This window comes from Streptomyces sp. NPDC043812 (assembly GCF_056436245.1).
On the sequence record NZ_JBWKCY010000015.1, the window covers coordinates 146,766 to 168,254 of the forward strand.

Consider the following 21,489-nt stretch of genomic DNA (forward strand, 5'->3'; position numbering starts at 1 on the left):
CGTTCGGTACGACGCACGAGACAGAAGGGGGACAGGTGTCCACGGGGGAGCAACAGGGGCGTATTCCGCCCTATCCGGGCGTCGAACGGTTCGTCGACGCGTTCGACAAGCTGGTGGTGCAGCCGCGCCGCAGCCGCACTCGCGTACCGGTGGTGCTGCTGAGCGAGCCGGGGGACGGCAGGGCGGGGCGCCGGATCGCCGCCGGCCTGCGGCACCGGTTACGCGGCCGCGAGGGCAGGCTGGCGCCGCACGCGTATCTGACCGAGGACGTCGCCGATCCGGCGGCCCCGCCCCTCGACCTGTTCGAGCAGATCGCCTTCCAGCTGGACGCGACCATGCCCCCGGGCAGCGGGCGGCTGCGGCTGCCCTCGTACCGGCTGCTGCGGGCCGCCGTCACCGCACCGGCCGCCGGCGGTCTGATGGAGCGCCGTCCCTCCGAGCTGCGCGACCACTGCTACGCCGAGCACCGGGAGGTGTCGGCGCTCGCCCGCGGCCTGTGGTGGCTGGGGGGCCGGGACCAGGCCAACGGCGGCACCCTGCTCGAACTGCTGTGGAACTTCGTCGCGGGCCCGCTGTTCCAGCGGCTGCCCCGCGCGCTGTACGGCCGTCGGGCCAACCGCCGCATGCTGGGCCGTGGACGCTCCGGCACGCGCCGCTGGTACGCGGAGTGGGTCCGGCAGCAGCAGGGCACGCCGCCGGCCGACTTCTTCCGCTCGGCCCTGGACCTCGTCGGCGGCGGCCCGGACGGCGACCCGGAACAGCTCGACCGCATCCTGGTCCACGCCCTGCTCGCCGACCTCGAGGCCGCCAGCCGCAAGCGGCTGTTCGACCCGTGGCGCCGCCGCAGGGTCAGCCGCTTCGTGGTCCTGGTCGAGGAGGCGGGGGCGGCCGAGTCGCGCGTCCAGCGCTTCCTGCGCGAACTGCGCTCCGCCATGGAGGACTTGCGGTGCACCTCGGTCGTCTCGGTGGCGGCGGGAGTACGCACGCTCGCCAGCCGCATCCCCGACATCGAGGTGGCCGGGCTCTCCGCCGCGGGTGCCGACCTCGCCAACATCGCCCAGCGCGGCACCCCGACCGGCAGCCCCTCGGGCATGGTCGTCCCGGTGGCCGAGGGTCCCGAGGACGACCAGGCGGCCACGTACTGGCTCGGCCGGTGGCCCACGCTCGCCCCGCCGTCGCACCGTTGGGGGCCGGGAGTCGAGATAGCCGGTGCCCTGTGCGCGTGCGTGGTCGCGGTCGCGCTGGTGCTCGGGCTGGTGGCCGGTGTCCCGTTCTCCCGTACCGGCCCCGATCCCTGCCTCGGCTCGACGTTCCTCGGCACCGACGGGCAGTGCGTCGGCGTCGCCGAGGGCGCGGCGTCCTTCGGTGCCGACCCCGGTGAACGGGCGGTCCGCGAGGTGCTGCAGCGCATCGAGCAGCAGAACAAGGACGTGGAGAAGGAGCTGGCCGGACGGGCGGACGGCGATCCGAGGCCGGACGCCCGTACCGTGGTCTTCTTCGGCCCGCTCAGCGGCGGCAAGGACGCCGAGGACCCCGTACGCGGCGGCACCCTCGCCGAACTGCGCGGGCTGGCCCTGGCCCAGGACTACGTCAACGCCCAGGCGCTGCGCTCGGGCGAGCGGGTGCCGCTGCGGGTCCTCGCCGCGAACGCGGGCGACCGGTTCAAGGACGCCCCGGCCGTCGCCCGCCGGATCGTTCAGCTCGCGGACAGGGACGACTCCATCGTCGGCGTCGTCGGCTTCGGCCAGAGCCGCCGGCGGACCTACGAGGCGATGCGCGTCTTCGACGAGGCCGGACTGCCGATGGTCGGCACCTCGGGCACCGCAGACGAACTGCTGCGCCAGGGCGGGCACTACTACCAGACCGCGCCGACCGACACCCGTGCCGGGCAGGTCATGGCGGCCTTCGCCCGGCACGCCCCGATGGTCGGCGGCAAGCCCGCGTCACGGGTGCAGCTGATCGCCGACCCGGCCGACGCCTACAGCGCGTCACTGGCGGCCGCCTTCCGGGCCGCGTACGGCGAAGGCCGCACCGACGTGCTGCTGTACACGCCCACGGACGCGCCCGAGCCCTCCCCGGTACCGGGATCGCCGTCCGGCGCCACGGCGGACACCGTCGCCGACCTGGCCCGCGAGGTGTGCCAGGCCGTCGCCGAGGATCCGCGCAAGGCGGTGGTGTGGGCAGGACGCGGCAGCCACTTCCAGCTCTTCCTCGGCGAACTGAGCCGGGACGCACGCGACTGTCCGAAAGTGAGCGTGCTCGGCGGCGACGACGTGACGAACGCCCTCACCGAGGAACGCCGTCCGTGGGAGCTCTTCGCCGGGCTGAGCCTCTACTACGTCTCGCACGGCCGGGCGCCGGCACTGGCCAGTTCCAGCGGCGAGGCGGCCGCCTTCCTGTCCGCGTACGACCGCACCTACGCACAGGACCACGGAACCCGCACCGGGGCGATGCGGCAGGACGCCCATGTGGCGCTCGCATGGGACGCGATGCGCTACCTCGCCGAGGGTGTCGACCAGGCGTGGCGGGGCACCGGCGGACGCGACGAGCGCCTGGACCGTCGGCTGCTCCAGGCGGTTCTCTACCAGGGGCTCGGTGGCGGAGGCTTCGACGGCGCGACCGGACGCATCGACGCCCACGGCGCGGCGGGCGGCGGACAGGTGACGGAGGAGAAGCTGATAGCGGTCGAGCGCGGCGGCGCCGGGGGATCGCAGACGGTGCTGCTGTGCGGGACCGTGGCGCGAGGCGACGTGCGGAACATCTGGGGAGCCGGGCGTCACCCCTGCCCGTGAGGCGCCGGGCCCGCGCCAAGGTGGCGCGGGCCCGTAGGGCACCCCTCGGCCTACGGCTTGTCCTTCCCCTCCTGCGGGGTGCGCAGCAGGGCCACGATGTGCGCGGCTGCCGTCGACAGGTGCCGCCGCGCCTCGGCCAGCTGCTCGCGCGTCACGCCGTGGTCGCGCGCCGCGTCCCGTACGTCGTCGCGGAAGCGGTCGAGCAGGCGCTCCAGATCACGTGCGGGATCGGCGGACTCGTTCGCGTCGTCCACGGTGTCCCGGGCCCAGCCGGGGTCGGTGTCCGCGGCGTCCGGCTTCACGTACGGCGGCCATGCCGTGCCGCGGGCCAGTCCGCCGAGCTGGGTCGTCAGCTCCGACAGGCCCTCGCGCACGCCCGTCGGCCAGTCGCCACGGGCGAAGTGGCCCTGGACCTGGTCCTGCACCTGCTTGGCGATGCGCTGCATCTCGGCGCGGGCGGTCTCGGTCGCCTCCTGCGCCTGGCGGCGGGCCTGCTTGGCGTCCTCACGCGCCCGGCGCGACTCGTCCTTCGCGCGCCGCGCCTGCTCCTTCCACTCCTGCTTGGCGCGCCGCAGCTCCTCCTTCGCCGCCCGCCAGGACTCCTTGTCCGTGCCGAAGTCGCCGAAGTCGCCGAAGTCCGGGAAGTCCCCGGCGCCGGAGGGCCGGGAGGTGCGGGTCTCGTTCGCCGCCGCGCGCATCTCGCTGCGCAGCTTGCCGGCCGCGCCGCGCACGTCGTCGCGGATCTCCGCGGCCAGTTCCGAGACGGACTCGCGGATCTCCAGCTCCAGATCGGCGAGTTCGCCGCTGCGGCCCGCCAGCTCGGCGCGGCCCGCGTCGGTGATCGAGTAGACCTTGCGGCCTCCCTCGGTGGCGTGCGTGACGAGCCCCTCGGCCTCCAGCTTGGCCAGCCGGGGGTAGACGGTGCCCGCGCTCGGTGCGTACAGGCCCTGGAAGCGCTCCTCGAGAAGGCGGATCACCTCGTAGCCGTGGCGGGGGGCCTCGTCGAGCAGCTTCAGCAGATAGAGCCGGAGCCGTCCGTGGGCGAATACGGGGGGCATGTCAGAGAACCTTCCCGGTCGGGGCCTCGGCCTGGGCCTCGTCCTCCTCGGCGGCCGGCCTGCGCAGCAGCGCGATGGAGCCGGAAACGGTCGTCGCTTTGAGGGTGCCGGTCCCCGCACCGAGGGTGCCGGTGATCTTCTTGGCACCCCACTGCCCGCTGACCCTCAGATCGTCGAAGGCGTTGGAGAGTCTGCCGCCCGCGGTGTTCGCCTCGACGCGGGCGTCCGCCGGGTGCGGCAGCCGGATCGCGACCTCGCCCGAGACGGTGGTCAGCCGGATGTCGGTGGGGCCGCCGGCGGGGTCGACGTCGATGACCATGTCGCCGCTGACCGACTCGGCCTTCACGGAATGGCCGGAGCCGTCGATGACGGTGAGGTCGCCGGAGACGGAGTTGTAGCGCAGGTCGCCGGTGACCGACTGGGCCTCCAGGTTGCCGGAGACCGTCTCGGCGAGGACGGAGCCGGTCAGCCCGACGAGCGTGGTGTCGCCGCTGACGCCGCGCACGGCGGTGGTACCGCGGATGCCGGAGATGACGGCCCCGGCGCCGACCACGCCGACCTCGACAGCGGCGCCGGCCGGGACGACGAGGGTGACGACGGCGCTGCGGTGCCAGCCCTTGCGGTCGAGCCACTTGAGGAAGCCCTTCCAGGGCAGGTCCTCGTACGCGACGGTGAGCGACGAACCGTGCCGGGTGACGACGAGGGGCGGGCCCTCCACCTCGGAGATCTCGAGACGGGCGGAACCTTCGTCGGTGCCCACGACGTTGACCGTTCCGTTGACGATGCGCACGTTGAGCCTCGCCACCGGGTCGTCGAAGGTGAGCTTCTTGGGCTCAGCGACTTCCCATGTCGTTTCTGCCATGGTGCTGACCTCCCGAGGCCGGCCACGACGCAACATATCGCGTCTCGTACGGAACACGATATATCGCGGATCGGGGATGTCAAGGTGATCGTCGCGCCCGATGCGGCGGTGGCCGCCCACAAAGCCTGCCTTCCATGCCATTCCGGGCGAACTGCCCTAGCGTGGGGCCATGAACGCGACATCCGTCGGAGCCCTGCTGCTGTGCCGCGCCGAGGTCGCGGCCGTACGGCAACCGCTCCATCTGCTGCGCGAACGGATGCTTCTCGTCCCCGCCGGCGGGTGGAGCGTCGCGGTCCCCGAGGGCAAACCCTGGCTCGACGGGGGCGAACACGTCGATGCGGTCCTGTCCGGCTGGGCCGCTGCCCTCGCCATCGGCGCGGACTGGCCCGTGCTCGCCCTGTGGTGGGACGCCGACCGGGCCGGCTTCACGCTCGCGTCCGGATTCCGCCGCCCGGTGGGCTACATCTGGCTCGCGGACGGCACACCGGTCGGTGAAGACGAGGCGATGCGCACCTTCACGGCGCGTCTCGGGCTCGACCCGGTCCTGGATCTGCAGGCCCTGGAGCCGCTGACCCTCCCCGATCCGGAAGCGGACGCGCGGGCGCGGCTGCTGGGCCTCACCGCCGTGCTGGCCCGCACCGGCCTCGCCCTCCCCACGGGCCTCGGCCCGGGCGACCCGGCGGACCGCCAGCGCGCGGCGGCACACGAACAGGGCGCCGAGACGGTCCAGTGGTCGGGCTGGCGCGACGCCGTCGAGGAAGGCGCCCTGGACCCGTGGCTGCACGGCCCCGGCGCACGCATCCTGGGGTCGGCGCAACTGGCGGCCGGCCTCCCGCTCACCGCCTGGGGCATCCGCCGCCGCAGCTCCGGCTGGGCGGCGGCGGGTGCGCTGCTGCTGGCGCACGGGATGCTGACCCTGGCGTACGAACGCCTTCGCCACGCCTGAGACGCCAGGGGCCAGGCCCCCGGACAGGACCTACTCGTCGTCCTCGTCGTCCAAGCGCGCCAGCCACGTGGCCAGCCGCTCGACGGGGACCTCGAAGTCCGGGTTGAGGTCGACGAACGTCCGCAGCTGCTCGGCGAGCCACTCGAAGGTGACCTCCTCCTCGCCGCGCCGCTTCTCCAGTTCCTCGATGCCGCGGTCGGTGAAGTACAACGGTGCTCCGTATGCATGAACTCGTGATGGACGCGGGAAACGCGCTTCCCCGCCAGGATAGGCATCGTTGTCTGTCGCTCGTCCCCGGCACGGGGTTAGCCTTCTTCCTCATCGCCATGGGGGAACGGGGATCGCTGTGACGGATGGGATCGCTCGCGTACGGCTCGACGACGGCACGGTCGTCTGGGCCAGGATCAACCAGGCTCACGAACTCGGATCCGGCGGTGGCTACCAGGACACCGGGGCCGGTGACCGCGTCATCGCCATGGCCGGCGGCCTGTCCGATGTCGTCGGCGGCGTCGTGCGCTCCCTGCGCGCCGGTCTCGATCCCACCGGCCCCGTCGAGGTCGGGGTGTCCTTCGGCATCGAACTGACCGCGCAGTCCGGCAAGATCGTCAGCGCCCTTGCCGACGCGGGCGGGCGGGCGTCGGTGTCCGTACAGCTGACCTGGACCGAGCCGGGGCCCGCGGACGGCGCACCGGACCGGGCCGCCCTGCCCGGTGCCCGAACCGACCCCGGAGCGTCTGCCCCCGGCGTCGAATGAGCGCCCTCCAGGAGGTCGTGCGCCCCTGTCTCGCACGCATTTTCGCCGCCGGTGACGGGTATGACCCGCACGGCGACCGGTACTGGGGCAGCGGGTTCTTCATCGCCCCCGGCTGGCTGCTGACCTGCGCCCACGTGGTGGGGAAGGGAGGGGCTGCCGTGTGGAGGAACGAGCGCGCCGTCGGCGTCACCTGGGACGGCGGCACCACTGCCGGTGAGGTCGTGCTCGCCAAGCCCCGGCCCGAACACCCCGAAGAGGACCGGCCGCGCTGGGAGTTCCCGGACATCGCGCTCATCCACGTCCCCGACGCGACCGACGCCCCGTGCGTGTGGATCAGTGACCGGCCGCCGTCCATCCCGGCACCCGTCAGCCTGCACGGCTGGTCGCACCGGACCGGTGACCTCGGCAGGCGGCACGGGCTGGCGGAGGCCGCGGCGTTCGACGGCAAGGCGCTGCTGCTCTCCGGCAGTCTGCCCGTCGAAGGCGTCTCCGGCGGCCCGGTCGTCGACCGGCGGCACGGCGCGGTGATCGGCATGAACAAAGGACGCGCTCCCGACGAGGGCGCCGCCGTCCCGATCACGGCGCTGCGCGAGCTGTACGACCTCCGGGGCGGCCGGGTCATGCACACGGTCATGCGCGAACACGACCGGTACCACCTGCGGCGCTTCCGTGCCACGGCAGGTGCTCCCGACTGGACCAGGACCCAGACCCTGTTGCGCGCCCCGGGCGCGGCCGGCATCACCCCGGCGCTGCGGGTGCATCTGTACGGCAGACTCGCCGAACTGCCGCCGCCCAGCGGTCCCGGAGAGGTCATGGACCTCGTCCACGAGGTCAAGTGCAGGGTGCTGCAGGACGAGTTCCGCTCACCCATCGAGCACGACCCGCGCACCTGGCGCGAGGGCGCCGGACTTCTGCACGATCTCCGCGACCTGCACGGCCGCGAGACCAGCCCGGCACTCGACCTCGACGCGGTCCTCCTGTACGCGGCAAAGGTCGTGCGCCACACCTTCGTGACGGACGCGGGCCGTGCCCCGGCCGCCGCGGCCGATCCCGCGGCCCTGCGTGACCTCGCCGACTGGGTCACCGTCCAGGCGGAGAACGCGCGCGAGCCGATCCGCGCGGAGATCACCCGAGTCCTGCAGCTCGACGAGGCGGGACGCCCCGCCGCCGCTCCGGCATCCGTCTCCCTGCACGAACGCACCACCCCAGGAGCCCGTGCCGACGTCCTCGTCGAGATAGGCGACCCCGTCTACGGCGACCGCTACCCCTGGAGCGTCAAGCTCCTCTTCGACGGCCGGGACGTCAGCCCCCTGCACGGCGACGACAGGGGAGTGCCCCGGTCGCGGCTGCGCGAGTCCCTGCGCGAGCCGCTCGCCGACGCGCTTCGCCGCGGTGACAGGGGAGAGCATCTCGCGGCCGTCGAGGCGCTGCTGCCACGGCAGTTGTTCGACGAGCCGCTCGACTCCTGGCGGCTCGCGCCGGACGGCGACGACGAACTCGACTTCTTCGACGACCACGCCATGCCCCTCGGACTGCGCCGGATCGTCGTCGTACGCGACCGCAGGCGCAACACCCGCGAGGCCAGCCCGGAATGGCGCACGCTGTGGAAGGCGGCGGCGCGGGGCCCCCTCAGCGCGGTGCCGTTGCGGGGGGAGACCGAGACATCGGGACACGCGGCATCGGTGCGTCGCGAGAGCATGCGGGCCACCTACGGCCGGCTCCTGCGCGCCGACGACGGAGCCGTACCCGTCTACTGCGGACACGTGGGCAGCGGTGACGGCTTCCATGCAATGGCCGCCGCGCTCGCCGCCGGTCACCCGCTCGTCCTGTGGCGGCGCGGCGGTCAGGACCACGACGACTGCCGGGATTTCCTGCGACGGGCGGGCCGGCTCCTCGAACGGGCCGGGAGCGCCGACGGACTGCACCGGCACATTCGTGATCTGCGCATTCACGCCACGGACCCCGACGCCGCGCCCGAGACCGCCGCCGAGGCGGGCTGGGCCGGAAGCATCGCCGTTCTCTTCGATCCGCCCGACCGCCCGCCCTACGGAAGAGAGGCCGTGGGACCGCCGCCGACAGCCGACCCCGCCGTCTGACGGGGCGCCGCGCCCCGTGCGCGCCGATGTCGGACGGCGGCCGAACCATGAGTGATGGATCGTCAAAATCCTTGAATCGTCCGATAGTCGGGGTCGGCACGCAAGCCGGTGAGGGGTAACGTCGACCGCCGTACGCGCTGTACCCGCTGCACGGCCTCACCAGAGCCGGGAGGAGCCCAAGGTGAACGATTGGCGGATCTACCGCGGTGTCGGTGACCCGCACGACGGCGTGCAGCGGTTACCCGCACCGCCCCCGTGGCGCGACTTCGCCTCCGTGGCGCAGGACACCGACCCGGGCGCGGACCCCAGCACGGCCCGTCGGCTCGGCGTCCGCCGCCGGCTCGTCGAGAACTACGCCCCACGGCCCGCCGAGGTCGACGCCGTCAACGCCGCGCTCTATCTGCGCCGTCCGCTGCTGGTGACGGGCAATCCGGGCACCGGCAAGTCGACCCTCGCCTACGCGGTCGCCCATGAACTGGGCCTCGGCCGGGTGCTGCGCTGGCCCATCGTCAGCCGGTCCTCCCTCCAGGACGGCCTCTACCGCTACGACGCCATCGGCCGCCTCCAGGACGTGCAGCTGGAGCGTGCCCAGGGCGGCTCCGCAGCGGCCGCCGCCCCCCTCGGCATCGGCTCGTACATCCGTCTCGGACCGCTCGGCACCGCGCTGCTCCCCTCCGCACTGCCGCGCGTCGTGCTCATCGACGAACTCGACAAGAGCGATCTGGACCTGCCGAACGACCTCCTGAACGCCCTGGAGGAGGGCGAGTTCGCCCTGTCCGAACTGGAGCGCATCGCCGACCGGGAGCCGGACGTCGAGGTCGTCAGCGACGACGGGGAGCGGGTCCGCGTCCACGGCGGCCGGGTCGCCTGCACCACCTTCCCGTTCATCGTCCTCACCTCCAACGGGGAACGCGACTTCCCGGCCCCGCTGCTGCGCCGCTGCATCCAGCTGGAACTCAAGCCGCCGGGAGCCGATCAGCTCACCGGCATGGTCGAGGCCCACCTCGGGGGCGAGAGCGCCGCCGACGGCCGGGACCTGATCGACCGCTATCTGAACCGGGACCCGGGCGAGATCATCGCCACCGATCAGCTGCTCAACGCCCTGTTCCTCACCCAGCACGCCCAGCACGCCGAGCGGCTGACCCGGGACCGAATCGCAGCCATGCTCATGCAGCCGCTCGACCGTTCGAGGTGATGGCGGATGCATCGGGGAGAACTGATCGCGCGACTGCGCGGCGGTGGCCTCGACCCGATCGCCGAGGACATCGCGGACGCGGTCTGGCTCGCCCAGTGGCTCCCCGACGGGCGGCTCCCCGGCCCGGCCGGTGATGCCGCCGCCCCGCCCGACCTCGGTGCGGGCGATCCGCCCGCGCGTCACGACACGGAGCCCGTGGGAGGACCGGACGACGATCCCTGCGCCACCGGCGACCCCCTCTCCGGTCTGCCCGCGCCGACAGCCTCGTCCGCCTCGATCGGCCTCCATCTGCCCGGCGAGCCGGGCAGCGCGGCCGGGCCTGGCGGGACCGTATTCCCCGTCCGTGCGCCCGCCGCGACCGCGCTGCCCGGACTGCTCGGCCTCCAGCGGGCGTTGCGGCCCCTGCGTCACTACAACGCCTCGCCCGCCCACCCCGCGGACGCGCGGCTCGACGAGGAAGCCACCGCCGACCGCAGCGCCCGGACCGGCACTCTCACCCCGGTCTGGCGGCCCGCCCGGCACCGCCGCGTCGACATCCAGCTGCTGATGGACACAGGCCCTGCCATGATCGTCTGGGAGCGCATGGTCGAGGAGCTCCGCCAGGCCTGCCAGCAGTCCGGCGTCTTCCGCGACGTCCAGGTCCACCAGCTCTACGACACCGGGGACGGGCCGCCGCTCGTCGGCACCACCAGCGGCCCCGGACAGCGCACCAGACTGCGTTCCGCGGATCAGTTCCACGACCCCGTGGGGCGGCGGCTCACCCTCGTCGTCAGCGACTGCGTCGGGCCGCTGTGGCAGCGCGGAGCGGCCCAGGAGCTCCTGCACTCCTGGCCCCGCAACTCGCCGCTCGCCGTCGTCCAGCCGCTGCCGCCCCGCCTGTGGGGCCGCACCGCGCTGCCGGTCGAACCGGGCGTGCTGGTGCGCGCGCCGGAACCGGGCGGCCGCCTGCGTTTCCACCCCGACGACGAGCCGTGGGACACCGCCGACGACATACCGCGGCCCGTTCCCGTCCCGGTACTGCAGCCCACACCCGAGGCGTTCGAGGCATGGGCCCGGCTGCTGTCCGGCCACGGCGGTGCAGGAGTGCGCGCCTGGGCCGCCTGGGCCGGACCCGTCGGCCCCGGTTCCGCCGCGGCGCCCGCCCCACCGGTGGGCCGCACCGACGAAGAGCTGCTGCGGGCGTTCCGGGCGAGCGCCTCGACCGGCGCGGTCCGGCTGGCCGTGTACTTCGCGGCCGCGCCCCTGGTCCTGCCCGTCATGCAGCTCGTCCAGCGGGCCATGCTCCCCGACACCGGGCCGATGGAACTCGCCGAAGTGCTCCTCGGCGGGCTGCTCAGGCAACTGCCCGGCACCGATGAACGACCGTGCTTCGTCTACCCCGGCCGGGTGCAGGAACTGCTGCTCGGTTCGCTGGACCGGGACACCGCATCGCTCGTGCTGAAGCACTGCTCCGCCTACGTGGAACGGCACTTCGGCCGGGGCACCCGCAACTTCGCCGCGCTCGCGGCCGCACGCCTCGCCGGGCAGGAGACGCAGCCGGCGCCCGCCGACCACGACGACGCCGTGGACGAGACGGCAGCCGGGGTCGAAGCCGAGCTCTTCGCGCGCATCCCCGCCCGGGTGCTGCGCCACTACCAGCCCGACCTGGTGACCCCGGTGCCGCTCGCCGAGGCGGAGCGCCTGTTCGGCCAGTGGCGCAGCCAGGCCGACCCGACACTGCTGCGGCGCGCCAGGGACCGGGCCGAAGAGGCCCTGCGGGCCCCCGGGGCCGATCCGTCGGCCCCCGCCGAACTTTTCGACTCCGTCGATTCCTCCGAAGGCGGCATCCGGGCGCGCATCGTCCTCGGCCGCATCCTGCGCGCCGAGTCGGGCACCGCGTCCGTCAGGGACACCGGCCGCCACACCGACCTGCTCCGGCAGGCCGCGGCGGCACTCGGCGCCGCCATGGCCGCGGCACCGCACCACAGCGAGCTGCGGATCGACGCCGGACTCGAACTCGCCGTCGTCCATTACGACCTGTGGCGTGCCACAGGCGTGCACGCCGAGCTGGAGACCGCGCTCGCCGCCCTCGCAGGCGAGATCGCCGACATCCCGCGCACCCGCCGCCGGTCGTTGCTCCTGCGGCGCGGCAGGCTGCTCCTCGCGCTCGGCCGGGCGGCCGAGGCCGCCGGGGAACTGCGCGACGCCTGCACGTCGCTGGATGCGGAGGGCGCACCCGACTCCGTGCGGTGTGCCGCCCTGCTCGATCTCGCCGACGCGCTGGGCGCTGCCGGGGCCGATCCGGACGAGACCCGGGCCGCGTTGGCCCGCGCAAAGGAGGCCGCGACCGACGACGCCGGCCTGCTGCTGCGCTGTCACATCGCGCAGGCCCGTCACCTGGAGAGCACCGGCGACCATCTCTCCGCCGACGGTGCCTACGAAGCGGCAGCCCGGCTCAGCCCCGACGACGGCGGCCGGCGCTTCGAACTCCTCGCCGACTGGGGCCAGTCGCTGCTGAGGCGCGCCGCCACGGAGGACGGTGCAGCCGCGGTCGACCGTGCCGAGAACGTGCTGCGCGAGGCCCTCACCGCCGTACCGGCGCGCTCCGTGGAACGGGCAAGGCTCCAGGCCCTGGTGGGCAGCGCCCTGGCCCACCGCTTCCGGCATCTCGGCTTCCTGCCCGATCTCTTCGAGAGCCGCCATCTGCTCTGGCAGGCCGTACGAGCGGCCCCGGACGAACACATCCGGGCCGAGAGCTGGCTCCAACTGGGCAGGGTCCGGCTCGAACTGCGGCGCAGGGCAGGCGCCCCCGGCTTCTCCGAAGCCCTCCAGGCGTATCGCAATGCCGAGCAGGACGCCCGCGCGGCCGCGCAGGGAGGCGAGAACGGCTCGGTGACCGCCGCCCGTGCCCTGCACGGTCAGGGCGCGGTGCTCGAACTCATGGGCCGCACCGCAGCCGCCCGCGGCGCCTACCGCTCGGCGGCGGCGGAATGGCGGCGCCTGACCGGCTCACTGCGCGAAGTCGACTGGCGGGAAGTCGAATCGACCCGGGGCAGCGCTGCCCGCCTCGACGCCCAGGAGCAGACCGCGGTGACCGGCGCCCCGCTGTCCGACGACGACTGGGACCGGCTGTCCCCGCCGTGGCCGCCGTGGCAGGAGGCCCGCCCGGCCTGACGCGCCGGAGCATGGCCGGAGTTGAGTCGAACATGTTTCTGTTTCTCCGGCCTCGGGAAGAACTGTGCAGCTACGGCGGCCGTACGGGACGGTCATGGTGGGAGAGGAGCCGATGGTGGTGGAGCAGAGTATGTGGGTGTCCGGTTCCGGACGGACCCCGCTCTTGCCCGACCTCACCGACGTCGACCTGCGGACACTGCGTGCCATGGAGGATCCGGAGCTGGCCGAGGCGGTCGACCATGTGCTCCGCAGCAGTTCGGAATTGGCCGAGTCCTGGTATTCCGGCGAGGGTGGCGCGGTGTGAAGTCGCCGCGGAAGCGAATGATTCAGGCCGGATGCGGCGAGGCCCCGCGGGATGCCGTACCGGACGGGGAACGGGCAGGATGAGGCTTGCCCCGGTACCGTCCGACGTCTTCGCGGCACTGGCCAGGACCCGCCCCGCCCCCTCGGGGACAGATGCACTGCGTGCCGGGCTGCACGCCCGTCGGCTTCTCCTGCTCAAGTCGCTGCTGGCCCGCGTGGACCGGCAGCGCGCACGGCTGGATCCCTCCGTCGTGGCCCGCTTCGATCACGACTGGGAACTGCTGGAGCGGGCCGAGCAGTCCGCTCCCGGCGCCGTCCGTGACGTGATCGACTACCCGTTGACCGGCGCCTGGCTGGCCGAGGTGCTCGCCGCCCCCGAGGGTGCCGAGTTCGACCGGCATCTCACCCATCTCGGAGGCATCGCGGCGGCAGCCGCCCTACGCGCCGGGTGCCGGTTCGCCACCACCCTCCAGGCACCCACCGGCCTGCTCACCCTTCCCGGACTCGGTGTGCTGAGCTGCCCGGGCGGCAGCGCCCGAGTGCACGGTCGCGCAGGGCTGCTGCTCCTCGCCGGTGCGGGCTGGCGCACCGGCGCCGTGCTGTTCCCGGCGGCTCGCGCCGGCGGTCGCGGGCCGACGGCAGCCGGGCCCGGCTGGAAGGGCGTACGGACACTGCAAGGTGGCACCACGGCACTGGACGACCTCGACCCCTACCGGGTTCCCCGCAGCGGCGTCGGTGCCGCCGCGCGCCGTGCGGCCGGGCACCGGCCCGCCGACCACCGTGCCTGGGCGCAGTGCTGGTCCGGCGCCCACCGGTTGCTGGCCGCGACCGACCCGGGCCGAAAGGCCGAGATCAACGCCCTCCTGCGCACGGTGGTACCCATCGCGCCGGGCGATCCAGGCGAGGCGGCGATGAGCGCCACGCTGCGCGCCGCGCCCGGGGCGGTGCTGACGTCGCTGCCCGACGGTCCGCAGGAGATGGCCGAAATACTCGTCCACGAGACGCACCACACGAAGCTCGCCGCACTCCACGAACGGGTGCCGTTGCACCGGGCCGGGGACGGAGCGCGGCACCGTGTCGGATGGCGCCCCGATCCGCGCCCGATCCCCGGCATCCTCCAAGGCGCCTACGCCCATCTCGCCCTCACGGATCTCTGGCGACGGGCCGTCGCCGGACCAGGTCTGCCACGGCCGTGGCGGCAGCGCGCGGCAGCGCAGTTCGACACGTACCGCGAACAGGTCGGAGAAGCCTTGTCCCTTCTGCTCGAATCCGATGAACTGACCATCGAGGGCAGGGAGTTCACGGAGGAAATGGGAAGGCACCATGCGCGTCTCGGCAATGCGGTCCGGATCCTTGGGTGACACTGTGCAGACTGCCGGTTGCGCTGTGTGCGCCCGAGTGTGACGAATAGGGAGACGTGCGGATGGTGGAACAACGGCGGTCGGGCGGAGGCACTGCGGAGCCCGAGCACTTTCTGGTGGTCTTCCCCGGCTACCACCGGCCCTGGGCCGCCTGGATCGCGCAGCGCCTGGAGAACCACGGCCACAGGGCGACGCTGCAGCGCTGGGACCCGCCGCGCGACGTCCCCCTCGAGGACTCGCTGGGAGACCTGCTGCTCGCCAGGGGACGCGTGCTCCTCGTGCTCAACGACTGGTTCTTCGAGCTGGGACCACGGCCCGCCGACGAATGGAACAGCGTCCTGCGCGGCTTCGTCGCCGCCCATGCCGAGCGCTTCGCCGCGGTGAACCTGACCAACCGGTCCCTGCTGCCGGCCACCGCCGTTCTCGAACCGGCGAACCTGTGGGGGCTGGGGGAGGAGGAGGCGGAGGACCGCCTGCTGATCCGCCTCGGGCTCGAACCCCGGCGAACCGCCGCCCGCCGCCCCGCGCAGTCCGTGGGATCCCGCTACCCGGACACGCCTCCGGAGATCTGGGGCGAGGTCCCACGCCGCAACCCCCGCTTCACGGGTCGGGACGATCTGCTCACCGAACTGCATCAGCGCCTGACCGACGCCGAACGCGGCAACGCCGCCTGCACCCTGCTCGGCATGTCCGGCATCGGCAAGACCCAGATCGCCGCCGAGTACGCCAACCGCTTCAGCCCCGACTACGACGTCGTGTGGTGGGTCAACTCCGACGACCGCAACATCCAGCGCGACAGACTGGGCGAACTGGCCGTCGAGCTCGGCCTGCGCAGCGGTAACGAACCCGGCGAACGCATCCGTGCCGTTCGCGACGCGCTGCGCCGGGGCGAGCCGCACTCCCGCTGGCTCGTCATCTTCGACGGCTGGGACGACACGGACGGTGCGAACGTCCTGCTGCCCCAAGGGGCGGGCCATGTCCTGATCACCTCCCGCAACCGCGGCTGGGGCGAACACACCGACGTCGTCGAGGTGCCCAGCTTCGACCGCGCCGAATCGACCGGGTACCTGATGCGCCGCGCGCCGCATGTGACGGCGGAGCAGGCCGACGAGGTGGCCGCGGAGTTCGGCGACGTACCCCTGCCGCTGGTCCAGGCGGCCGCCTGGCTGGGCGAGTCCGGGATGGAGGTGCCCGAGTATCTCCGCATGGTGCGGGAGCGCCGGCTGTCCACCATCGACGAGCCCGCGGCCGGTGACGGATTCCCGACGTCCTCCCTGACCTCCTGGTCGATACTGATCAACCGGCTGCGCCGCGCCCAGCCCCAGGCCGTCGAAGTGCTCAGCCTGTGCACGTCGTTCGCGCCCGGCAGGATCCCCCTCGGCCTGATCCGTGCCTATCCGCACGCCGATCTGCCCGAGGACCTGCGGTGGATGGCCACCGACCTGCCCGCATGGACCAGGGCGCTGGACACACTGGTCAACTACTCGGTCCTCACCCGGGACACGCGCGGGCCGGCCAACGCGGACATGGGACCGCATCAGGAGTCGGTGCACATGCACCGGCTCGTCCACGACATCGTCTCCAAGCTGACCCGGGACGAGAACAGCGGCATGCACCGGAAGGCCGTGCGGACCCTGCTCGCGGAGGCCGACCCGGGCAACCCGATGGACAGCAGGCACTGGCCCCGTTACGCGGAACTGCTGCCGCACCTCGAACCGTCCGGCGCCCTCACCAGCACCGGCCCGCGCATCCAGGAAGCCGTGCTGAACTGCCTTCGCTACTGCTTCCGCAGCGGCGAGTTCAAAGCAGGAACGCGCCTCGCCGAGCGCATCCGCACGAGCTGGTCCGGCTTCATGGACCCGCTGGCCCAGCCGATGCTCGACCTGACCACGCAGGAGAGCAACATCCTGCGCGCCAGCGGCCGCTTCCGCACCGCTTACGAACTCGACCACTCCCTGCGCGAGAAGCTGCGCGCAGCCTCACCGCGGAACCAGGTGGGCGAACTCAACAGCAGCGGCGCACTGGCGGCCGGATTCCGCCACCTCGGGCAGTACAAGGAAGCGCACGCGCTTCAGGAGGCCGTCCTCGAAGGGACCGAGGAGCTGCTCGGCGCCGACGATTTCGCGACTCTCCTCGCACGCCACAACCTCGGTGTCTGCCTCAGACTCCTCGGCCGCTACCGTGACGCGTACGACCTCGACACGGAAACCCTGGCCCGGCGGGAGAGCGTGCTGCGGGCACGCCACATCACCACCCTCAACTCCGGCAGCGCCTGCTCCCACGACCTGCGTCTGCTCGGCCGCTACCGCGACGCCCTCGCCCGCCAGGAGTCCGTCCTGCGGCTCCATGTACAGGTGCTCGGGCCGCAGCATCCGCAGACCCTGTCCGCCCGCGCCCAGCTGACCCAGTGCCGCCGGCGCGAGGGCGGCTCCTCGCAGGACATCGGCGCGATGATGGCCAGCCTGCTCGAACAGATGGAGCAGGTGCACGGCCGAGCCCACTACCGCACGCTGGCATTCGTCACCGACTACGGCAACTACCTGCGGGAGCACGGGGACCTCAACCACGCCCGCGAGCTGATCGCCGAGGCCGAGTCCGGGTACCGGTCACTGCTCGGCCCGGCGCACCCGGTGGCGACCGGCATGCTCGCCAACACCGGACTCGTCATGCAGGCGTGCGGCGAACGGGCCGAGGCGATGGCCATGTTCGAGGCATCGCTCGCGGGGCTGACAGCCACGCTCGGTCCCGACCACCCGTGGGTGCTGGGCTGTGCGCTCAACGCTGCCGGCGCCCGCAACCTCAACGGCCGTACCGAGGAAGCGGCGGAGCTCAGCCGTGAGACCCTGCGACGCACCCGGCATGCCCTGGGCGACCAGCATCCCCTCACGCTCTCCTGCCAGGTCGCGCTCGCCGCCGACCTTCGCGGGCTGCGGGAGCGGGAGGAGGCCGGAAAGCTGGAGGAGGACGCCCTGCTCGCGCTCACCCGCACGCTGGGGGCGCAGCATCCGCACACGCTGTCGGCCCGGCAGCGGAACCGCCCGTACTGGGACTTCGAGGCGTATCTGGGCTGAGCCCCACGAACGCCGAGGGCCCGGCATCCCTCTCGGGATGCCGGGCCCTCGCGGTCGTTCGGGGTCAGGCGTCGAAGACCTCGTTGACCAGCTGCTCCTGCTCCTGCTCGTGGCGCTTCTTCGAGCCCACCGCCGGCGACGAGCCGTGCGGCCGCGAGATGCGGCGCAGACGCTCGCCGTGCGGGATGTCCGCGCCGACGGCCAGGTCCAGGTGGTCGATCAGGTTGAGCGCGATGAACGGCCAGGCACCCTGGTTCGCCGGCTCCTCCTGGGCCCACAGGTACTTCTCGGCGTTCGGGAACTTGGCGATCTCGGCCTGCAGCTCCGCACCCGGCAGCGGGTACAGACGCTCGAGGCGGATGATCGCCGTGTCCGTCGAGCCGCGCTTCTTACGCTCGGCGTCGAGGTCGTAGTAGAACTTGCCGGACGTGAAGACGACCTTGCGCACCGCGGCGGGGTCGACCGACTCGTCGCCGATCACCGGACGGAAGCCGCCGGTGGTGAACTCCTCCGCCTTCGACGCCGCGGCCTTCAGACGCAGCATCGACTTCGGCGTGAAGACGATGAGCGGCTTGTGGTGCGGGTTGTGGACCTGCCAGCGCAGCAGGTGGAAGTAGTTCGACGGCAGGGTCGGCATCGCGACCGTCATGTTGTCCTGCGCGCACATCTGCAGGAAGCGCTCGGGGCGTGCGGAGCTGTGGTCCGGGCCCTGGCCCTCGTAGCCGTGCGGCAGCAGCAGCGTGACGCCGGAGTGCTGGCCCCACTTCTGCTCGGCGGAGGAGATGAACTCGTCGACGACGGTCTGCGCGCCGTTGACGAAGTCACCGAACTGGGCCTCCCACATGACCAGCGCGTCCGGGCGGGCCAGCGAGTAGCCGTACTCGAAGCCCATCGCGGCGTACTCGCTGAGCAGCGAGTCGTACACGTTGTAGCGGGCCTGGTCCTCCGTCAGGTAGAGCAGTGGGGTGTAGTCCTCGCCGGTCTCCTGGTCCACCAGCACCGCGTGGCGCTGGCCGAACGTGCCGCGGCGGGTGTCCTGGCCGGACAGCCGGACCGGGGTGCCCTCCATCAGCAGCGAGCCGATGGCGAGCGTCTCGCCCATGCCCCAGTCGATCGTGCCGTCCTCGACGGACGCCGCGCGGCGCTGCATCTGCGGCATCAGACGCGGGTGCACCTTGATGTGGTCCGGGATGTTGACCTGCGACTCGGCGATCCGCTTGACGACCTCCTGGGAGACCGCCGTGCCGACCGCCACCGGGAACTCGGCCTCGACGTCCGGGACATGCGCCGGGGCCGGGTTGCTGGTCGCCTCGCGGACCTCCGCGAAGACCTTCTCCAGCTGGCCCTGGAAGTCCTGGAGCGCCTGCTCGGCCTCTTCCAGCGTGATGTCGCCACGACCGATCAGCGATTCGGTGTACAGCTTGCGCACCGAGCGCTTCTTGTCGATCAGGTTGTACATCTGCGGGTTGGTGAACTGCGGGTTGTCGCCCTCGTTGTGACCGCGGCGGCGGTAGCAGATGAGGTCGATCACGACGTCCTTGTTGAACGCCTGGCGGAACTCGAAGGCGAGCCGCGCGACGCGGACCACGGCCTCCGGGTCGTCGCCGTTCACGTGGAAGATCGGCGCCTCGATCATGCGGGCCACGTCGGTGGCGTACATCGACGAACGTGACGACTCCGGGGCGGCGGTGAAGCCGACCTGGTTGTTGATGACGACGTGGACCGTGCCGCCGGTGCGGTAGCCGCGCAGCTGCGACATGTTCAGCGTCTCGGCGACGACACCCTGGCCGGCGAAGGCCGCGTCACCGTGCAGGGCGACCGGCAGGACGGTGAAGTCCGTGCCGCCCTTGTTGATGACGTCCTGCTTGGCGCGGGAGACGCCCTCCAGGACCGGGTCGACCGCCTCCAGGTGGGAGGGGTTGGCGACCAGCGAGACCTTGATCTGCTCGCCGTCCAGTCCGGTGAACGTGCCCTCGGCGCCCAGGTGGTACTTCACGTCGCCGGAGCCGTGCATCGACTTCGGGTCGAGGTTGCCCTCGAACTCACGGAAGATCTGCGCGTACGACTTGCCGACGATGTTCGCCAGCACGTTCAGCCGGCCGCGGTGGGCCATGCCGATGACGACCTCGTCCAGGCGCGACTCGGCGGCCGAGTCGATGACCGCGTCGAGCAGCGGGATGACGGACTCGCCGCCCTCCAGCGAGAAGCGCTTCTGGCCGACGTACTTGGTCTGCAGGAAGGTCTCGAACGCCTCGGCCGCGTTCAGACGGCGCAGGATGCGCAGCTGCTCCTCGCGCTCCGGCTTGGTGGTCGCGCGCTCGACCCGGTCCTGCAGCCACTTGCGCTGCTTCGGGTCCTGGATGTGCATGAACTCGATGCCGGTGGTGCGGCAGTACGACTCACGCAGCACGCCGAGGATGTCGCGCAGCTTCATCATCGACTTGCCGGCGAAGCCGCCGACGGCGAACTCGCGCTCCAGGTCCCAGAGCGTGAGGCCGTGTTCGGTGATGTCCAGGTCGGGGTGCTTGCGCTGGCGGTACTCCAGCGGGTCGGTGTCGGCCATGACGTGGCCGCGGACCCGGTAGGAGTGGATCAGCTCGAAGACCCGCGCGGCCTTGGTGACGTCGTCGTCGTGCGAGGCGTCGATGTCCTTGAGCCAGCGGACCGGCTCGTAGGGGATGCGCAGCGACTCGAAGATCTCGTCGTAGAAGTTCTCCTCGCCGAGGAGGAAGTTGGCGACGATCCGTAGGAACTCGCCGGACGCGGCGCCCTGGATGACCCGGTGGTCGTACGTCGAGGTGAGGGTCATCACCTTGGAGATGCCCAGCTTGTTCAGGGTGTCCTGCGACGTGCCCTGGAACTCGGCCGGGTAGTCCATGGATCCGACGCCCATGATGACCGACTGTCCGGGCATCAGACGCGGCACGGAGTGCACGGTGCCGAGGCCACCGGGGTTGGTCAGCGAGACGGTGACGCCGGTGAAGTCGTCCATCGTCAGCTTGTTGTTGCGGGCGCGGCGGACGATGTCCTCGTACGCCTGCCAGAACTCGAAGAAGTTGAGCGTCTCGGCCTTCTTGATGCCCGCGACGACCAGCTGGCGGTCGCCGTTCGGCTTCACCAGGTCGATGGCCAGACCGAAGTTGACGTGCTCCGGCTTGACGAGCGTCGGCTTGCCGTCCTTCTCCGCGAAGGAGTGGTTCATCGACGGCATGGCCTTGATGGCCTGCACCATCGCGTACCCGATGAGGTGCGTGAAGGAGATCTTCCCGCCACGGGCGCGCTTGAGGTGGTTGTTGATGACGATGCGGTTGTCGAAGAGCAGCTTCACCGGGACGGCGCGCACGGACGTGGCCGTGGGCAGCTCCAGCGAGGCGTTCATGTTCTTCGCGACCGCGGCGGCGGGGCCGCGCAGCGTCACGAACTCGGGGCCGCCGGGAGCCTCGGCGCCGGCGGCCGGCTTGGCCGGTGCGGGCTTGGCGGCCGCCGGCTGCGTGGCCGCGGGCTTCGCCGGGGCGGCAGGCGCCCGGGCCGCGGGCGCGGCCGGTGCGGCCGGAGCCGGGGCCGACGGGGCGGCCTGCGCGGGTGCGGTGGGGGCGGCGGGCTGAGCCGGGGCGGCGGCGGTCACCGCAGCCCCCGCGGCTGCGGCACCGGCCGCGGGCTTGTCCGCCGTGCCGGCTGCTCCCGGCTTGTAGTCGGCGAAGAAGTCCCACCAGGCGCGGTCGACCGAATTCGGGTCCTGGAGGTACTGCTGGTAGATCTCGTCGACGAGCCATTCGTTGGCTCCGAACGCGGCGGCAGGGTTCTGACCCTGCCCGCCTTGGTCGGTCGAGAGACTCGAGTTACTGGGGGACTGAGACGACACGGCGAGAACCGCCCTCTTCCGCTTCGCAAGGTGATG

13 protein-coding genes are annotated in these 21,489 nt (G+C 72.4%); 9 read left to right on the forward strand and 4 right to left on the reverse strand.

Translation table 11 applies throughout. From position 1 onward, the window contains the following. Window positions 1-35 precede the first annotated feature (35 nt). Complete coding sequence (locus AC067Z_RS22720; protein ID WP_478791398.1) at window positions 36-2,792, forward strand: type 1 periplasmic-binding domain-containing protein; 2,757 nt, start codon at window positions 36-38, stop codon at window positions 2,790-2,792. Between the two features lie 50 nt (window positions 2,793-2,842). On the opposite strand, the gene AC067Z_RS22725 is transcribed toward AC067Z_RS22720, so the two are convergent. Both AC067Z_RS22725 and AC067Z_RS22730 read right to left on the reverse strand, forming a co-directional pair. Continuing rightward, entirely contained in the window at window positions 2,843-3,850 is a 1,008-nt protein-coding gene (locus tag AC067Z_RS22725) for a PadR family transcriptional regulator (protein WP_478791399.1), read from the reverse strand. A 1-nt stretch (window position 3,851) separates the two neighbouring features. After that, window positions 3,852-4,712: a DUF4097 family beta strand repeat-containing protein gene (locus AC067Z_RS22730; protein ID WP_478791400.1), complete on the reverse strand. Its 861-nt coding sequence runs from the start codon at window positions 4,710-4,712 to the stop codon at window positions 3,852-3,854. Window positions 4,713-4,881: 169 nt separating this feature from the next. On the opposite strand from AC067Z_RS22730, the gene AC067Z_RS22735 reads away from it, so the two are divergent. Next, window positions 4,882-5,658 (forward strand): hypothetical protein, encoded by a 777-nt coding sequence (locus AC067Z_RS22735; protein WP_478791401.1) that lies wholly within the window; start codon window positions 4,882-4,884, stop codon window positions 5,656-5,658. A gap of 30 nt (window positions 5,659-5,688) precedes the next feature. Here the strand turns inward: AC067Z_RS22735 and AC067Z_RS22740 are convergent, their stop codons facing one another. Beyond that, the gene (locus AC067Z_RS22740; RefSeq protein WP_003992906.1) at window positions 5,689-5,868 is read right to left on the reverse strand and encodes a DUF6104 family protein; all 180 of its coding nucleotides are present in this window, start codon (window positions 5,866-5,868) and stop codon (window positions 5,689-5,691) included. Between the two features lie 136 nt (window positions 5,869-6,004). On the opposite strand from AC067Z_RS22740, the gene AC067Z_RS22745 reads away from it, so the two are divergent. The 7 genes from AC067Z_RS22745 (at window position 6,005) to fxsT (ending at window position 17,591) form a co-directional block, all read left to right on the forward strand. Next, complete coding sequence (locus AC067Z_RS22745; RefSeq protein WP_478791402.1) at window positions 6,005-6,412, forward strand: CU044_2847 family protein; 408 nt, start codon at window positions 6,005-6,007, stop codon at window positions 6,410-6,412. Next, window positions 6,409-8,508, forward strand: a complete 2,100-nt coding sequence (locus tag AC067Z_RS22750; RefSeq protein WP_478791403.1) for a VMAP-C domain-containing protein — start codon at window positions 6,409-6,411, stop codon at window positions 8,506-8,508. The genes AC067Z_RS22745 and AC067Z_RS22750 overlap by 4 nt, the downstream gene beginning before the upstream one ends. A 181-nt stretch (window positions 8,509-8,689) precedes the next feature. Then, a complete protein-coding gene (locus AC067Z_RS22755) occupies window positions 8,690-9,703 on the forward strand; it encodes an AAA family ATPase (RefSeq protein WP_478791404.1) in 1,014 nt (337 codons plus the stop codon). A 6-nt stretch (window positions 9,704-9,709) separates the two neighbouring features. Further along, window positions 9,710-12,856 carry an SAV_2336 N-terminal domain-related protein gene (locus AC067Z_RS22760; RefSeq protein ID WP_478791405.1) on the forward strand — a complete coding sequence of 1,049 codons (3,147 nt, stop codon included), beginning with the start codon at window positions 9,710-9,712 and terminating at the stop codon, window positions 12,854-12,856. Window positions 12,857-12,974: 118 nt separating this feature from the next. After that, on the forward strand, window positions 12,975-13,160 hold the full coding sequence (locus AC067Z_RS22765) for a hypothetical protein (RefSeq protein ID WP_478791406.1): 186 nt from the start codon (window positions 12,975-12,977) through the stop codon (window positions 13,158-13,160). 79 nt (window positions 13,161-13,239) lie between these two features. After that, complete coding sequence (locus tag AC067Z_RS22770) at window positions 13,240-14,520, forward strand: aKG-HExxH-type peptide beta-hydroxylase (protein ID WP_478791407.1); 1,281 nt, start codon at window positions 13,240-13,242, stop codon at window positions 14,518-14,520. 62 nt (window positions 14,521-14,582) lie between these two features. Beyond that, window positions 14,583-17,591, forward strand: a complete 3,009-nt coding sequence (fxsT, locus tag AC067Z_RS22775; RefSeq protein WP_478791408.1) for an FxSxx-COOH system tetratricopeptide repeat protein — start codon at window positions 14,583-14,585, stop codon at window positions 17,589-17,591. Window positions 17,592-17,655: 64 nt separating this feature from the next. Here fxsT and AC067Z_RS22780 read toward each other — a convergent pair whose 3' ends face one another. Then, on the reverse strand, window positions 17,656-21,453 hold the full coding sequence (locus tag AC067Z_RS22780; protein ID WP_478791409.1) for a multifunctional oxoglutarate decarboxylase/oxoglutarate dehydrogenase thiamine pyrophosphate-binding subunit/dihydrolipoyllysine-residue succinyltransferase subunit: 3,798 nt from the start codon (window positions 21,451-21,453) through the stop codon (window positions 17,656-17,658). Window positions 21,454-21,489 lie beyond the last annotated feature (36 nt).

Excerpts from the sequence above, each read along its gene's own strand:
- AC067Z_RS22770 (WP_478791407.1), top strand. The coding sequence starts at position 13,240 with ATGAGGCTTGCCCCGGTACCGTCCGACGTCTTCGCGGCACTGGCCAGG.
- AC067Z_RS22730 (WP_478791400.1), bottom strand. The coding sequence starts at position 4,712 with ATGGCAGAAACGACATGGGAAGTCGCTGAGCCCAAGAAGCTCACCTTC.
- AC067Z_RS22735 (WP_478791401.1), top strand. The coding sequence starts at position 4,882 with ATGAACGCGACATCCGTCGGAGCCCTGCTGCTGTGCCGCGCCGAGGTC.
- AC067Z_RS22725 (WP_478791399.1), bottom strand. The coding sequence starts at position 3,850 with ATGCCCCCCGTATTCGCCCACGGACGGCTCCGGCTCTATCTGCTGAAG.
- fxsT (WP_478791408.1), top strand. The coding sequence starts at position 14,583 with ATGGTGGAACAACGGCGGTCGGGCGGAGGCACTGCGGAGCCCGAGCAC.
- AC067Z_RS22760 (WP_478791405.1), top strand. The coding sequence starts at position 9,710 with ATGCATCGGGGAGAACTGATCGCGCGACTGCGCGGCGGTGGCCTCGAC.
- AC067Z_RS22750 (WP_478791403.1), top strand. The coding sequence starts at position 6,409 with ATGAGCGCCCTCCAGGAGGTCGTGCGCCCCTGTCTCGCACGCATTTTC.